This is a genomic window from Occallatibacter sp. (assembly GCF_036502485.1).
In the GTDB taxonomy this organism is placed as follows: domain Bacteria; phylum Acidobacteriota; class Terriglobia; order Terriglobales; family Acidobacteriaceae; genus Telmatobacter.
The window spans coordinates 20,486-35,344 of the sequence record NZ_DASXYM010000042.1 but is presented as its reverse complement, the minus strand read 5'-3'; the positions used below and the strand labels follow the sequence as shown (position 1 = coordinate 35,344).

The window sequence follows — 14,859 nt, the reverse complement described above, 5'->3', positions numbered from 1 at the left end:
GGACTCCTTCGGCTGCACTGGTAGACTCTAATCAACCTTGCGTCTATCTGCAGGCGTACGGTCCGTTCGAGAGATCGAGGGGCGGAGGCTATCGGTGTCAATCGACTCTGCGCTATGGCTGGCTGGCGTTGTGTTGGAGGGGGCAATCATTGGATTGCTGCTCTACACCCGCATCGTCCGTCTCCTCCCTGTCTTCTTTATCTTCTGCATCTGGAACCTGGTAAGCGACGTTGCCGGCATGCTTGTCAGGACGCGCTACCCGGCTCACTTCGTGCCGTTTTTCACGGCCGAGCTTGGGCTCGACTCCATTGTTCAGTTCGCCGTCCTGGTGGAGCTGGCGTGGTCGGTACTCCGGCCCTATCGATCCTCTCTTCCGCGTGCCACTCTCCCTGGTTTGGCGGTGCTGGTGCTGATCCTGGGGGCAGCGGTATGGCCGTTCACGGGCACCAATGGGTTGCATGGTCTGACGCCCGAGTGGACAATTCTCATCCGCGTACAGCAGACGTTTTCTTCGCTCCGCATTCTGTTCTTCCTGGCGCTCGCCGGGCTAAGCCAGTTACTTGCGATCGGGTGGCGCAACCGCGAACTGCAGGTGGCCACCGGCCTGGGCTTTTACTCGCTGGTCAGCCTTGCGGCGTCCATGCTTCATACGCACCACGCCTCCCAGACTACGTTCCACATGATCGATAACCTGGCAGCGGCAAGTTACGCATGCTGTCTGGTCTATTGGGGCATCAGCTTCCTGCAACAAGAAGCGCCCCGGCAGGAGTTCAGTCCCCGCATGCAGAATCTGCTATTTACGGTCGCGGCGGGTGCGCGCTCCAGCCGCATTGACCTGGATGACTTGCGCAAATCCAGACGTTGAGCGTTGAGCGCCGCTCTTTTCCTTCCTGATGGGCTACTGGAGTAACCTCCTTTATTCGAGGGAATCGGGCTTCGGATTGGAACATTTGGGTACCATGATTACCTAGGTGCATAATCCCTTTGAGTACCTTCGAAGCACAAAATAGCTTGAATCAGCACGGATTCTGTGGCGTAATGGGGACGTAACCTGCTAATAGTAAGTGAACACAGAACAACGGTCAGGTAAACGTGCGCTGTTCGCGGTTACCAAAGAACTCACTGGGGACCACCGATGATCTTGCCTGTACTTCAGATTCTTGCCTTTTCCGTGTTAGCTCTTTATTTCAGCCGCTGGCGCTCAAGCGTACGGCGACGGAACCACCAAACTTGGGACTCCTTACTGGCCAGGCTTCGCCCCGACTGGAGCGCTCGGGAGCTCAGCGATCAGTTCCTCTGGAAAGAGGGTCTGAAAGCCACGCCCGACGACGCGTGGCAACGCATGGAAGGTCCTCGCGGTCTGTGGGTGATGTATCAGAATTCGCGCGTCATGCTGGAGATGGCCGATTTCGCCGCTCGGAACGATGCGGGAGTTGATCGTGTGATGGTTGAAACGCTGCGCAGCGATGCCATGCAGATCCGAGTTTGTGTTCTGATGGCGCTTGCCCAGTATGGTTTCACCAAGGCCAGTGAAGGCGTTCGGGTGAACGCGTTCCGCGCTGCTGCCCTGTACTCGGGCATGGCTGCCCGCCTCACCAGCCTTCTGCAGGATCACGCTGCCGGCATTCTTCCCGACTTTGTGGCTGCGATGTAAGAGGTTTTCGGACCGCAAAAAAGCCCGGCTTCCGAGCCGGGCTTTTTTGTGTTCGCTGGTGCCGTGCCTAGGCCCCAAGGTCATTCAGATAAGCATTGATGCGGGTGTACTCCTCATCTGAAAGGCGGAAGTGCAAGGCAGGGGCCAAGCCCTCGACCTGCTGCGGGCTGCGGCCTCCGACGATGGCGGCAGTGATTGCCGGGTTTTGGAGGGTCCACGCGACGGCAACCACGCCGGGAGTTACGCCATGTCCGGAGCCAATCTCACGGACAAGTTCGACCAGCTTGAGGTTGCGGCTCAGGCGAGGCTCGCTGAATTCGGGGTTGCGGCGGCGCCAGTCGTCGGCTGGCAGGGCGGCGGCGCGTTCGGCAGTCATGGCGCCGGTCAGGAGGCCGGAGACCATGGGAGAGTAATTGATGACTCCGATGCGGTTGGCCTGGGCGAACGGCAGGATCTCCTGCTCGATAGCACGGCGCAACATGGAGTAAGGCGGCTGCAGGCTGGTGATGGGAGCGATCTTCTGCACCCGCTTCATCTGGTCGACGTTGAAGTTTGAGACGCCGATCCAGCGCACCTTCCCTTCCTCCTTGAACTTCGACAGGGTTTCCCATCCTTCTTCGATTTCGTTTTCAGGATTAGGCCAGTGAATCTGGTAGAGGTCGATGGTTTCGACCTGGAGACGGCGCAGGCTGGCTTCGAGTTCCGCGCGCAGAGACTGGGCGGTCAGCGAGCGGTAGATGCTACGGTCGCCGTGCCAGCGCATGGAGCACTTGGTGAAGACGGAGGGGCGGGAACCCGACCAGCCCTGCAACGCCTTGGCCACGACTTCTTCGGAGTGGCCGAGGCCGTAAATGGCAGCGGTGTCGATCCAGTTGACGCCCATGTCGAGGGCGCGCTGGATGGCGCGGACGGATTCGTTGTCCTCCTGATGTCCCCAGGCGAACTCCCAATTTCCGCCGCCGATTGCCCACGCGCCGAAGCCGATGGGGGTGAGGTGAAGGTCGGAGTTGCCGAGGGTGCGGAGTGCGGTCGAAGTGGTTGTGGCCATATCAACTGGATAGATGCGCGAAGGGGCCGGCGGCTGCGGTTTTCTGGTTCTTCGCTGGCGTTTCTCATGAACCGGCGGCTCATGCGGTGAGGGTCAGGGGCTGCGGCGTGAGGGGGCTATTTACCGGTCAGTAACCCTGCCCATTCGGTCCGGCTGAAAACGAGCTTTTGAAACCCCGGGAATTTCAAGCCAGAAAGTGAGCTGAATCACACGGGGTAGACCATCTAAGTCTATATGTTTCAATGAGTGGCCCCGAGCGTGCGCGGTAAGCGAAAACAAAGAACCTATTAATTTTCTGGTTAACCGAAGCGGATGCTTATTGCGATTTGGCATTCAGGGTGGAACAACTTTCCGAGCCACCCGTCGGCTTTGCTATTGTGACAGCTTCTGATTTCCGGTCGGTGATGGCGGTCACGGGTGCGTGGTTATGGGGAATTCGGCATTTCAGGTGCAAGGCGCGGCGGGGCGCGAGGCTGCCGGGATGACAAAGGCGAGGGTCCCCAGGGAGTTCATGGAGAGGCCTGTGCCACCCAGGCAGACGGTTACGAGCCGAGGATTTTGAAGGGCGAGAACGGGAGAACGGCCGGCTTGCCTACCAGGCGGTTGCGTGCTCCGCGGTATGCCTTCCCCAGGCGATCGGAGGCCTTGAACAGGTGGCCGGCGGTTAGACCGCCCAGAACCGGGTGATGTCCCACCGCGGCCAGGGCCATGGAGGCGATGCATCCGCATTGGCCGCAATCGGGATCTCCGCCGAACTGACAGGGGGTGATGCGCGTGCTCAGGTCAGCCGAGACGATTGCGGTGGTTCGGGCGAAGATGCAGTCGCTGGGGTTGGCGGGCGGACGTTCCAGTTCGCGGATCAGCGATTCCGGCATTTCCAGCTTTGCATACTTGCGGCGCAGGCCGCGCAACTCGGCGAGCACCGTGGCGCGCTGCGCGGGGTTGAGGATTTCGGCCTCCGACGCCCCGCGTTGCGGCGTGAAGAGGCTGAACCAGACCTTTTCCACCTGCTCGCGGCTGGTCCAGAATGCCAGGAACTGATCGAGATAGCCGGACCGGCCCACGATCTGGGAGGTGATGGTGCAGTGAATCGTCACCCGGGCATCTTCGATGTTCTTGAGTATCCGTTCGTAGGTCGCGGGCTTGCGGCGCACGTCGTGCTCGGCCGGCAGCCCATCCACGGAGACGACGACATTAAGCCTTTTGCGGCGCTTCCATTCGGGGGGAATCACGCGAAACGCGCTGGTCACAATCTGGGTGTGGATACCGCGTTTGTCCAGGTCGGGAATCAGCGCTTCGACCTCGCGGTGGCGCACCATGGGGTCGCCGCCCACCAGGGAAACGTGCAGGGGCCGGTGGTCGTCAACAACGGCCAAAACATTGCGGACGAGTTCGTCTCCCTTGTAGTCAGAGAGCTCGCGCAACTGGGTTGAACCGCCCAGATGTGCGGCGTCGAAGGCGTAACAGCCGGGGCAGCGCAGGGGGCATTCCTTCGTGATTTCGATGGAAAGCGACGGGGCGCGGCCCGCGAGAATTCTTCCCCAGGCGCGTACGACTTCAGATTTGTTCATGACATCTCCCGAACAGATGCAAGATGGGACTTTCGTTCACGTGTAGACCGGCGCGTCAGCGCCAGCCAGGGAAGCCCGGAAGAAAGCGGATCAGATCCGAAGAGGAAGGAGGAAGGCGGCGCCGCATGGCGCCGCCGCAGTGCAAAAGAGGGGCTTAAGCGCGATGATGCGGCTTGCGGGGCGTGGCCCACGGATCCGCGACAGCACCCATGCCCGCAACGCGGCGAAGAGCTGTTCCAGGCAAGCCTTGCATACCCGGGCCAACACGATGGCCAGGCAGAAGAAGACGAAGATCAGATAGGTGGCAGTCTCGAAGTCCTGGCCCCCGTGCAAAAAGCCGTCCCAAGTCCACAAGTGTTGCGTGAGGGGAGCAACCACCACGGAGGCGGTGACCAGCAGCAGCAGCAGCCAGCTCACACGAGTGCGCACACATCCTGCCCTGAACCAGCGATGCAGCTGGAGTGCGACCGTGTTGGAACTCAGCAGCCCGATCCTTTGTGCTCCTTGACCAGTGTAATCAACTTAAAGTCAGACCACCACTGCATGGGAATAGAGACTTGGATGCCGGGAATTGGTCACAGGTGCCTTGCGGCAGCATTTGATGAGGCGCGGTCAGGCGGGCGGGAACGCCGTTCAGGCGAAGCATGAGCAGGAACGGAGCGCCGCGCCTGAAGGCTGCTGGGTCTTCGCGTCCGGTTCAAACGGCGGCGGAGAAGCGAAGGCACAAACAGGGCCGGAACGCGACTGTGACGCAGCCGGAACGGAACGATCCCCCACGAGCTACCTCAGATCACGACGAGCGACTCAGATCAGGGCGAGCGACTGCGATCAGAAGGTTCATCGCGTCCGGGGGTGGGCAATAAACAGCACTACTGCCATCCGCCCCTATGCCGATATGACCTGTACATCCTGTTATAGCTCAGAAAATCGCACACGCTGGAATCCGACTGGAGGGGCCTTGAGTTCCTGCGCATGACGTGAGGCAGCGGTGAAGCTTGTCGAGGAAAGCCTAGTGGGAACTTTTGCGGATCAGAATCGACTTGAGGAAAACGGCGTAGCGGCGCATTTCTCTTCGCGTGACGCCCGCCGGGGTTCGCTGACACCCACCGGCAGAACAGAGTTATTGCCGGCGAACGAAGCGTTGTATCGAGCTTCGTTTGAGCAGGCCGCAGTGGGAATTTTGCATACGGGGCTGGATGGCCGGATTCTGGAGTGCAACGTATGCTTCGCGCGTATGGTGGGATACCCCCTGCACGAGCTGGTCGGCTCCAGCTTTCAGGCAATTACCCCTCCGGAGGATCGGGGCAGCGGGAACGCGGCGGCAGCCCGGCTGCTCACGGGCGAGACCAGCACGGTCAGTTTCGAGAAACGATACCTGCGCAAGGATGGTTCCCTCACGTGGGTCGTGCTCACTATCTCCATTCAGTATGACGGGCAGGGCGAGCCTTTCTGTTTTCTGACGCTGGTGCAGGACATCAATGACCGGAAACAAGCGGAACGGCAGCTGGCTGCTGCGCAGGAAGCGCTGCGCGTCAGCGAAGAGCGGTATCGCTCGGCGTTTCAGATGTCTCTGGATTGCGTCAACCTGAACCGCCTCAGCGACGGCATGTTCGTCGACTGCAATCGTGCATTCCTCGCACTCACCGGATGGACACGCGAGGAGGTGATCGGGCGGACTTCAAACGAGTTGAACATCTGGGCCGATCCGAACGATCGTGTGCGCCTGGTGAGGGCACTGGAACAGCAGGGCGCGTGCCGGAATCTGGAAGCACAGTTCCGCAAGAATTCCGGAGAGGCGATCTGGGGACTGATGTCGGCGTCGGTGATCGAGCTCGAAGGGATGCGATGCATTCTTTCGGTGACGCATGATATGTCGGATGCGAAGGCCGCCCAGGATGAGATCCGGCATCTGGCGTTCTATGATCCGCTGACTGACCTGGCGAACCGGCGCCTGCTGCTGCAGCGATTACGGCAGATTGTGAGCGCCAGCCGGAGGAGTGACCGTTGGCAGGCGCTTCTGTTCATCGACTTCGACGATTTCAAGACACTGAACGACACGCTTGGGCACGATGTGGGCGACTTGCTTTTAAAAGAGGCGGCGCGACGCCTGATCCGTTCCGTCCGCGATGGGGACACCGCTGCCCGGGTGGGTGGGGATGAATTTGTGGTGATCCTGGAAGACTTGAGCGAGGATGCGGAAGGGTCTGCAGCGCAGGCGAAGACGGTGGCGGACAAAATCCTGGCTACGATGAACGAGCCGTTTACCCTTGCCAACCGCCACTGCAACTGCACGGTCAGTATAGGAATCAGCTTGTTCTGCCGCGGCAACGGAAGCACGACCGAGATTCTGCAGCAGGCGGATCTGGCGATGTATAGCGCCAAGCAGGAAGGACGCTCCGCCATTCGATTTTTCGCTCCGGAACTGCAGGAGGCGGTAAATGCGCGGGTGGAACTGGAAGCTGAGCTGCGGCGGGGAATCGAGCGGGACGAGTTCCTCTTGTGGTATCAGCCTCAAGTACGGGCCGACAGGATTTTCGGCGCGGAGGCGCTGATGCGGTGGAATCATCCCACGAGAGGGATTTTGCCTCCCGCGTCTTTCATCGCGTCCGCCGAAGACAGCGGCCTGATCGTTCCGCTGGGACAGCAAGCGTTGAGGACCGCGAGCGGGCAGATAGCGGCCTGGGCAAAACACCCGGAGACATCTGAGTTGACGCTGGCGGTGAATGTGAGCCCGCGGCAATTTCGCGAGGCGGATTTCGTCGACCAGGTGCTGAGCGCGCTTGAAGAAGCGGGCGCCGATCCCAGCAGGCTTCAGCTGGAAATCACCGAGAGCATGCTCGTGGATGACCTTGATAAGACCATCGAGATCATGAAGCGTTTGAGAGCGAAGGGAGTGCAGTTCGCGCTCGACGACTTCGGAACAGGGTATTCCTCGCTGGCCTACCTGAAGCGGCTGCCGCTCGATCAATTGAAGATCGATCGAGCGTTCGTGCGAGACATACTGGTGGACGCGTCGAGCAGCGCGATCGCCGGCGCCATCGTTTCCTTGAGCCGCGCGATGAACATGTCGCTGCTGGCCGAGGGGGTGGAAACCGAGGAGCAGCGAGCGACACTCGACGATCTTGGCTGCGATGCATACCAGGGCTTTCTGTTCAGCCCTCCCGTGCCGCCCAGTGATTTTCTCTCTCTCGTGTTTGCCGGCCGCCATACAGCCGGGGCGTGCTCAGAGCTGTCTTGACGTGCTTTGCGGCCGTTGCTTCAGGCGGAAATGAGGAACCGGCCTTCGCGCATGATCTGGTCGGTTTCGCCGGTTGCGTATTGCAGCCAGATGTTGAAGCCGAGGCCTACGACATCGATGTGGGTGCCGGAGCGCCAGGGGGCGCCGGTGTGCTCGCCGTAGGGGTTGCCGAAAGCGATGTGGATGCCGGGGAACTTCTCGTCCTGCAGGATGTTGCCGATCACCTTGTGGACGCCGATGTTGGTGCCGATGGCGAACTCGCCGACGCGATCGGAGTTTTCGTCGGTGTGGGTGTAGGCCCAGAAGTCGCGCTCCAGCTCCTGGTTGGAGCTGGAGCAGCGGACGATGCGGTTCTGCTCGATGTGGATGGCGAGGGGTGTGGCGGCCAGCAGGCCGTAGCGGGCGCAGAGCCAATCGCCGACCACGCCGTCGACCACAAAAGTGCCGTTGACCTCGCCGGGGGAGGTGAAGCACTCGCCGCCGGGGAGATTGCCCCACTTTTCGCTAGAGATGATGCCGGAGGTTTTGAACCACTTGTAATCGGGGTTCATGTCGGAGGTGATGTCGGTGCCGGCGGCGGTGGTGGCGCGAATGCGGCGGGCGCGGCGGACGCGCTCGAGGACCTGCTGGGAGAGGCGGTCGACCTTGTCGTAGTCGGCGCGCATGCCGTCGCACATGATTTCCGCGGTGATGTTGACCATGTGGGCGTGGCGCATGTGGCGGCGGTTGACGATGTCGGTCATCTGCATGCGGGAGCGGAGCTCGTTCTGCTGAACCTGGACGGCGAAGATGCTGACGTCGGAGGTTTCCATGTCCTCGAGGACGGCGGCCGGCATGTCGGTGAGGGGACGGGGAGCGAGGTCTTCGAGGACGAAGCCATTCCAGCGGCAGCCCAGGTCCTGGAGTTGGCGGGCGATGGAGGCGGCGATGCGCTCGGTGACGCGGTCGGTGATGAGCGTGATCTTTTCGTCGGGCTGGATACGCAGGCAGGTGCGGACGGCGGAGCGGGCCCCGGGGGTGAAGTCGTCGGGGAAGTCGAGGGAGAGCAGATGGGCGGCGGTTTCTGGCATGGGAAAAAACAGGCTCCTGGGTGGGGGGTGGGGCCCTATGGGTGAGATGCGTATTCATCTGAGGGTAACGGAGGGGGTGGGGGTGGAGGAAGGAGGGTGGGCCGGTTCCTGGCGATTTGCACCATTTTTGGTGCGCAGGGTGGGGGGGTACCCTCTTCTGTTCACCGCTTGCCTGTTCACCGCTTGCCGGCCTCGCTCGCCTCTTCACGCTTGCCGGCCTCGCAGGGGGAGGGGTGGGGGCGGGGTCCCGCGTCGCCGCCGTCCTGGCCAGGGTGGGCACCCGGAGGGGAATTCGAAAACGGGTTCTTCGCTGCGCTCAGACTGACAAGGTTTTGGGGTGGTTGAGTAGACTCGGGGGGGTGAGAGGTCTTCCCGCAGATGACGATGGAAAACGTTGACGCTCCAGAGGGGCTATCGAGCCTGGCAGGATTGGGCAGCCCGGTGATCGGCCGCAGTTCCACCTTTGCGCGCAAGGTGGGCATTATTGGCGCGGGGAGCGTGGGGGCGACCATTGCCTATGCGGCCATGATTCGGGGGGTGGCGCGGCATATCAGCCTGTTCGACATTGCGAAGAGCAAGGTGGATGCGGAGGTGCTGGACCTGAACCACGGGCTTCTGTTTGCACCGCAGGCCACGGTGGATGGGTCGGATGACGTGGAAATTCTGCGCGACTGCGACGTGGTGGTGATGACGGCGGGCGCGAAGCAGAAGCCAGGCGAGACGCGGATGGATCTGGCGGCGGCGAATGCGGGCATCTGCAAAAAGATTCTCCCTGATGTGGTGCGGGTGGCGCCCAACTGCATTCTGCTGCTGGTGACGAACCCGGTGGATGTGGTGACAGAACTGGCCAGGAAGATCACGGGGTTCGAGTGGAACCGGGTGATCGGGTCAGGGACGGTTCTGGACAGCTCGCGGTTTCGTTATCTTGTGGCGCGGCACTGCGGGGTGGCGGTGCAGAACGTGCATGCGTATATTGCGGGCGAGCATGGCGACTCGGAGATACCGCTGTGGTCGAGCGCGACGATCGGGTCGATACCGCTGAACCAGTGGGCGGTGCCGGGGCATGGGCGTCTGGCGGCGGCGGACAAGGCGGAGATTGTGCGCAACGTGAAGGAGGCGGCCTACCAGGTGATCCAGGGCAAGGGCGCGACCAACTACGCGGTGGGACTGGCGGTGACGAACATTCTGGAGTCGATTCTGTACGACGAGCAGCGGGTGCTGGCGGTGAGCGGGCTGCTCAAGGGCTTTAGAGGAATGGAAGACGTGTGCCTGAGCGTACCGCGCATTGTGGGCTGCAAGGGGATGGAGCCGCCGCTGCCTATTCCGATGACGGTGGACGAGGAGTCGGGACTGCAGGCGAGCGCGGAAAGTATCCGGAAGGTAGTCAAGGATCTGGGATATTAGCCACCTGCGGTGGGGCCAACTGCGGCTTCGCCGCCGATCCGAGGTGGGGGTTGGTGTCAAGGGCCTGGCGCGATTGCACGGAGAACGCGCGGTGGGAGCCGGATTGCAACATGATGACAACAACTGTGCAGACGCGGGCATAGAATGGCGGTGCCATGAGAGCGCTGCCTGGGGCGACGGTACTGCTGTCTTCCCTTCCCTGGGCGCGCGGGCGAGGAATGCGTGCGGGAGTTCATTCCCTGGGGGCGGCGCGATGCGCAGATCCATTTTGATTGCGGTGATGAGCCTGACGGTGGGCGGCCAGGTGGCGGCGTTTGCCGGGCAGAAGGTTTCAGCGGATGAGCTGGAGCGTGCGGTGGCGCAGGCGCGCGCGCTGCCGGATGCGGACGCAGCCGCGAAGATCACAGATCTGGAGCTGACCGAGCGCTTGTCGCCGGCGCGGCTGACGAAGGCGCTGGCGACGTTGCCGGGAGCGAAGGCGCAGCGGGCGTTGACGGGGGTGGCGGACCGGGGAGCGTTTCTGGCAGTGCCGGCGGTGGAGCTTCCGGCCAAGGCGGCACCGGACCTGGGGGAGCAGCGGCGGATCATGGGCCTGACGGTGCAGTACGTGACCAACACGGTGAACCAGCTTCCACATTTTTCCGCGACACGGACAGTCACGCATTTTGAGAGCGCGCCGGCGCTGGCGGGCGGGGATAGGCAAGCAGATTTTGGAGCGCTGCACGCGGTGCGGCGGTCGCGGGCGGTGCTGCAGTACAGCAATGGCGAGGAGCGGGTGGAGGCGGCTGCGGTGAAGGCCAGCGCGAAGGCGGAGCCGGAGCAGGGGCTGCGGACGTGGGGGGTGTTCGGGCCGATTCTGAGCCAGGTGCTGCTGGACGCAGCCAAGAATGAGTTGGCGTGGAGCCATTGGGAGGCGGGGGCGGACTCGACTGGCGGTGCGCCGGTGGCAGTGTTCCGGTACCGCGTGGCGCAGGAGAAATCGCACTACCAGGTGCGTTACTGCTGCACGATCGCCAAGTTCGGGTATGAGTCGAACGAGTTCCAGGCGATGGCGGGGTATCACGGCCAGATTGCGGTGAATCCGCGGACCGGCGCGGTGGTGCGGCTGCAACTGGAGGCGGACCTTAAGCCCGGGGATCCGACCACGCGCGCGGACCTGGCGGTGGAGTATGGGCCGGTGGAGCTGGGCGGCCAGACGTATGTGTGCCCGGCGCGGAGCGTGTCGATTTCTGTGGCGCGCACGCTGCGCACGGTGCAGGACTGGAGCGGGCGGAGGATGCCGGCGATGGGGCCGCCGCAGATGCTGCTGAATCATGCGGAGTTTGGGGGCTATCACCTGTTCCGCGGAGATACGCGGATACTGAGCGGCGCGGAGGAGAAGACGGCGGGGATGGCGCCGGATGCGACGCTGCCGGTGGCGAAGGACGCGGGGGATGGGCAGCCTGCCGAGGAGATACTGGCTGATGCGCCGGCGAGTGCGGGCGGCACGAGTGCTGTCGGGGCGGGGGCAGACGGGGGTGAGGCGGGAAGCAGTGAGGCTGCGGAGATTTCGGCGAGCACGGCCACAGCGCTTCCGGATGCAGCTGCGCATCGGCCGGAACAGCAAAATTCCCGGGAGGGCGATCAGCAGCCGTCAGGGTACATGCTGAGGCTGAATGCACGGCTGGTGGATGTGAACGTGGTGGCGCTGGATAAGAAAGGGCATCCGATCGCGGGGTTGAAGCCGGAAGACTTTGAAGTGTACGACGGCGGAGTGAAGCAGAAGGTGCAGTCATTCAGCCTGGCGAGTGCGGAGGCCGGGTCCGCGCAGGCTGAGACCGCGGCGGCGGGTGCGCAGACGTTTTCAAATCGCGATGACAAGAAAGATGCGGAGGGAAGCGGGGAGAAGGCGGATGGGGGCGGCAACACGCTGGTGTTTGTGGTGGACCCGGCGAACCTGGCTTGGAATGACCTGGTGGATGCGCGGCGACAGATGCTGGCGTTCTTCAAGAACCTGGCGCCGCACGAGCGGGTGGCGCTCTACGTGATGCGGTTTCACGGCTTCGAGGTACTGGAAGAGGCAACGACGGATCATGAGGGGGTGGCCGCGCGGCTGATGAAGTGGATGCCGTCAGCGCAGGATCTTTTGAATGCGCGGGACGAGGAACAGCGCAACCGGCAGCAGATTGAGTACGTGCACAGCCCTGAGGACATGCTGAGCGTGAACGGGAATTACACGCTGACTCCGCAGACCAACCAGATGGCGCTTGACCCGCAGTTGCGGGAGATGGGGAGCAATCCGGGGCCGAATGCTCTGGACACCCTGGTGTACATCGCGCGCCATCTTGCGCCCATGCCTGGACACAAAAGCGTGGTATGGGTGACGAGCGACAACGCGCTGGCGGATTGGAATCGCATGTCGATCACCGTGGACAAGAACTCGCGATCGATTGAGCCGGTTGCCCTCCGTACCCAGGAGGCCATGAACAATGCGCATGCCAGTGTGTATCCGCTGGATGCTTCGAGGCTGGAGGGACATGGGGCGACGGCCGATATCGGGAATTTTAACGTGGAGCTAACGCCGACGTTCCAGATGCCTGGGAATATGGAGCAGCAGATGGAAGGGACGGAGATGCGCGCGGGGCAGGATACGAACGCCTTCCAGAAGAACCGCGACTGGCGCCCGGGCCGCATGACGGCGCAGATGCAGCAGGATATGCGGCCGATTGTGGGGGTGTTTCGCGAGGTTGCGGAGGCGACTGGCGGCAAGGCGTTCCGGCGCTCGAGCGATATCCAGAACGAGCTGAATGCGGTGGTAGCGGAGAGCCAGGCCACGTATCTGCTGGGCTTTTCGCCAGCGGAAGCGGCGGACGGCCGGTATCACCGTCTGACGGTGAAGCTGGTGGGGCATCGCGACGCGACGCTTCGCTATCGCAGCGGCTACCAGTATGACAAGGAACCCACCACGCTGAAGGAGCGGTTTGCGCAGGCGGTGTGGCAGCCCAGCGATGCCAAGGAGATCCAGATTACGGCGCAGCCGGTAACGGACGCCGCAGGGCAGGCGCTACGTTTGACGGTGGCCGGAACCGATCTGGACCTGACGCAACAGAACCTGGCGCGGGGCGGCGAGGCGGCCACAAAGCTGGAGCTGTGGTCAGGCAAGGTGGACATTTTCCTGGTGCAGCGAGACGACGCCAACCGGCAGGCGCACGTGACCGGGCAGACCGTGGGACTGCACCTGAAGCCCGCGACCTATCAGCATGCCGTGAGCGACGGGCTGACGTTTGACCAGCGGATCGCGCTGGAGCCGAAGATGACGGTGGCGTCATTGCGGGTGGTGGTTGTGGATGTGAACTCGGGGAGGATCGGGAGTGTGACGGTGCCGGCGGCGGCGCTGGGACCGCATGCCAACTAACTCAGGCGCAAGGGCTGTGAATCCAGCATGAGAACAAAGATCGTCGGGCGCGCGGTGTCAGAGATCGCGCGGCGAATCCCTCTTGAGGAGCGAGTCGGAGCTGCGGATCATCTCCCTCGAGGTGACGATTCGGGCGAGGGTCTCAAGGACCCGCTCACGGGTGTTGTCGATCTCCGAAAGGGAGCTATAGACACGCGAATAGGTGCTCTTGATGGTAGTGAACGCCGATTCAAGTTCTGACGTACCGTGTGTCATCCACAGATTATGACGCCTAGAAGATCGTTCCGGGTTTTCTCGGTTAAAAAAATATTTTGCAAGATTACAATCCCTGGGCAGTTTCTTCCGCCATGTAGTCGACGACTGCCTTCAGGTCGCCGTTGGTCTCCTCGAATACTTTGAGCTGGCGGTCAGCGCCGGTGCCGGTGTGGAGGATGTTGCGGATCCCTTCAATGGCCTCACGGCTGCCGAGCTCGTCGACTTCGCGGTCGACGAGGATGAGGTACTCCTCGATGAGATCGCGCAGGGGCACTTCTTCCTGGCGGCCGAAGTCAATGAGCTTGCCGTCGAGGCCGTAGCGCACGGCGCGGAACTTGTTTTCCATAAGCAGGGGGCGCGCGAACTGGCGGAAGTCGAGATTGCACTCATGCAGGCGGCAGAGGTAAGCGGCAGTGGCCTGAATGAGTGCGGCGATAGCGACGGTTTCTTCGGCGCGCAGCGGGATGTCGCAAGCGCGGACTTCAACGGTGTTGAAGAAGGGATGGGGGCGGATGTCCCACCAGATCTTCTTGGCGTTATCGATGCAGTTGGTTTTGACAAGCAGTTTCACGTACTCGTCGAACTCCGAGTAGGTGGCGAAGGCGTCAGGAATGCCGGTGCGCGGGAAGTTCTCAAAGACCTTGGCGCGGTATCCCTTGTAGCCGGTGTTCAGGCCGAGCCAGAAGGGCGAGTTGGTGGCGAGCGCCATGATGTGCGGGAGGAAGTAGCGCATCGAGTTCATGATGCGGATGGCCATCTCCTTGTCTTCAATGCCCACGTGAACGTGCAGGCCGAAGATGAGATTGGAGCGGGCGACGAGCTGGAGGTCTTTGACTACCTGGTGGTAGCGCGGGTCGGGATAGATCTGCTGCGTGCGCCAGTCGGCAAAGGGATGGGTGGCTCCGGCGACCAGCTTGAGGCCGTGCTCTTCGGCGAGTTTGATCATCTGGCGGCGCAGGTCGTAGATGTCTTCACGGGCCTCATCGATGTTGCGGCAGATGCGCGTGCCCACCTCGACGACGGAGGTGTGCATCTCGGCCTTGACGCGCTCTTCAAGGCGCAGCTTGCCGGTAGCCAGCATTTCGGTTTCGATGTGGGAGCGGAGATCGCGCGTGAGGGGGTCAACGGTCTGGTACTCTTCTTCGATTCCGAGGGAGAAGGACGGGCGCATCTGGGGAGGCTCCTGAGTGCGGCATGCGGGAACAGCTTGCGGAACATTGTACAG

General features: G+C 62.2%; 11 protein-coding genes. 5 read left to right on the top strand and 6 right to left on the bottom strand.

Annotated elements, in window-relative coordinates; all coding sequences use genetic code 11:
• Positions 1 to 94 precede the first annotated feature (94 nt).
• Together VGL22_RS06705 and VGL22_RS06700 are read left to right on the top strand one after the other, a co-directional pair.
• Positions 95 to 865, top strand: coding sequence for a hypothetical protein (locus tag VGL22_RS06705; RefSeq protein WP_465266129.1), 771 nt, complete (start codon positions 95 to 97; stop codon positions 863 to 865).
• Between the two features lie 477 nt (positions 866 to 1,342).
• Positions 1,343 to 1,654 (top strand): hypothetical protein, encoded by a 312-nt coding sequence (locus VGL22_RS06700; RefSeq protein WP_465266128.1) that lies wholly within the window; start codon positions 1,343 to 1,345, stop codon positions 1,652 to 1,654.
• 67 nt (positions 1,655 to 1,721) lie between these two features.
• Here the strand turns inward: VGL22_RS06700 and VGL22_RS06695 are convergent, their stop codons facing one another.
• The 3 genes from VGL22_RS06695 to VGL22_RS06685 form a co-directional block, all read right to left on the bottom strand.
• Positions 1,722 to 2,702 (bottom strand): aldo/keto reductase, encoded by a 981-nt coding sequence (locus VGL22_RS06695; protein WP_465266127.1) that lies wholly within the window; start codon positions 2,700 to 2,702, stop codon positions 1,722 to 1,724.
• 542 nt (positions 2,703 to 3,244) lie between these two features.
• Positions 3,245 to 4,273, bottom strand: coding sequence for a radical SAM protein (locus tag VGL22_RS06690; RefSeq protein ID WP_465266126.1), 1,029 nt, complete (start codon positions 4,271 to 4,273; stop codon positions 3,245 to 3,247).
• A 90-nt stretch (positions 4,274 to 4,363) separates the two neighbouring features.
• The gene (locus tag VGL22_RS06685; RefSeq protein WP_465266125.1) at positions 4,364 to 4,690 is read right to left on the bottom strand and encodes a hypothetical protein; all 327 of its coding nucleotides are present in this window, start codon (positions 4,688 to 4,690) and stop codon (positions 4,364 to 4,366) included.
• 595 nt (positions 4,691 to 5,285) lie between these two features.
• On the opposite strand from VGL22_RS06685, the gene VGL22_RS06680 reads away from it, so the two are divergent.
• Positions 5,286 to 7,511, top strand: a complete 2,226-nt coding sequence (locus VGL22_RS06680; RefSeq protein ID WP_465266124.1) for a putative bifunctional diguanylate cyclase/phosphodiesterase — start codon at positions 5,286 to 5,288, stop codon at positions 7,509 to 7,511.
• 20 nt (positions 7,512 to 7,531) lie between these two features.
• On the opposite strand, the gene VGL22_RS06675 is transcribed toward VGL22_RS06680, so the two are convergent.
• Positions 7,532 to 8,581, bottom strand: coding sequence for an aminopeptidase (locus VGL22_RS06675; protein WP_465266123.1), 1,050 nt, complete (start codon positions 8,579 to 8,581; stop codon positions 7,532 to 7,534).
• A 384-nt stretch (positions 8,582 to 8,965) separates the two neighbouring features.
• On the opposite strand from VGL22_RS06675, the gene VGL22_RS06670 reads away from it, so the two are divergent.
• Both VGL22_RS06670 and VGL22_RS06665 read left to right on the top strand, forming a co-directional pair.
• Complete coding sequence (locus VGL22_RS06670; RefSeq protein ID WP_465266122.1) at positions 8,966 to 9,985, top strand: L-lactate dehydrogenase; 1,020 nt, start codon at positions 8,966 to 8,968, stop codon at positions 9,983 to 9,985.
• Between the two features lie 253 nt (positions 9,986 to 10,238).
• Positions 10,239 to 13,379 carry a VWA domain-containing protein gene (locus tag VGL22_RS06665; protein WP_465266121.1) on the top strand — a complete coding sequence of 1,047 codons (3,141 nt, stop codon included), beginning with the start codon at positions 10,239 to 10,241 and terminating at the stop codon, positions 13,377 to 13,379.
• Between the two features lie 57 nt (positions 13,380 to 13,436).
• On the opposite strand, the gene VGL22_RS06660 is transcribed toward VGL22_RS06665, so the two are convergent.
• On the bottom strand, positions 13,437 to 13,634 hold the full coding sequence (locus VGL22_RS06660; protein WP_465266120.1) for a hypothetical protein: 198 nt from the start codon (positions 13,632 to 13,634) through the stop codon (positions 13,437 to 13,439).
• A gap of 64 nt (positions 13,635 to 13,698) precedes the next feature.
• Positions 13,699 to 14,805, bottom strand: coding sequence for a carboxylate-amine ligase (locus VGL22_RS06655; RefSeq protein ID WP_465266119.1), 1,107 nt, complete (start codon positions 14,803 to 14,805; stop codon positions 13,699 to 13,701).
• Positions 14,806 to 14,859: the final 54 nt, after the last annotated feature.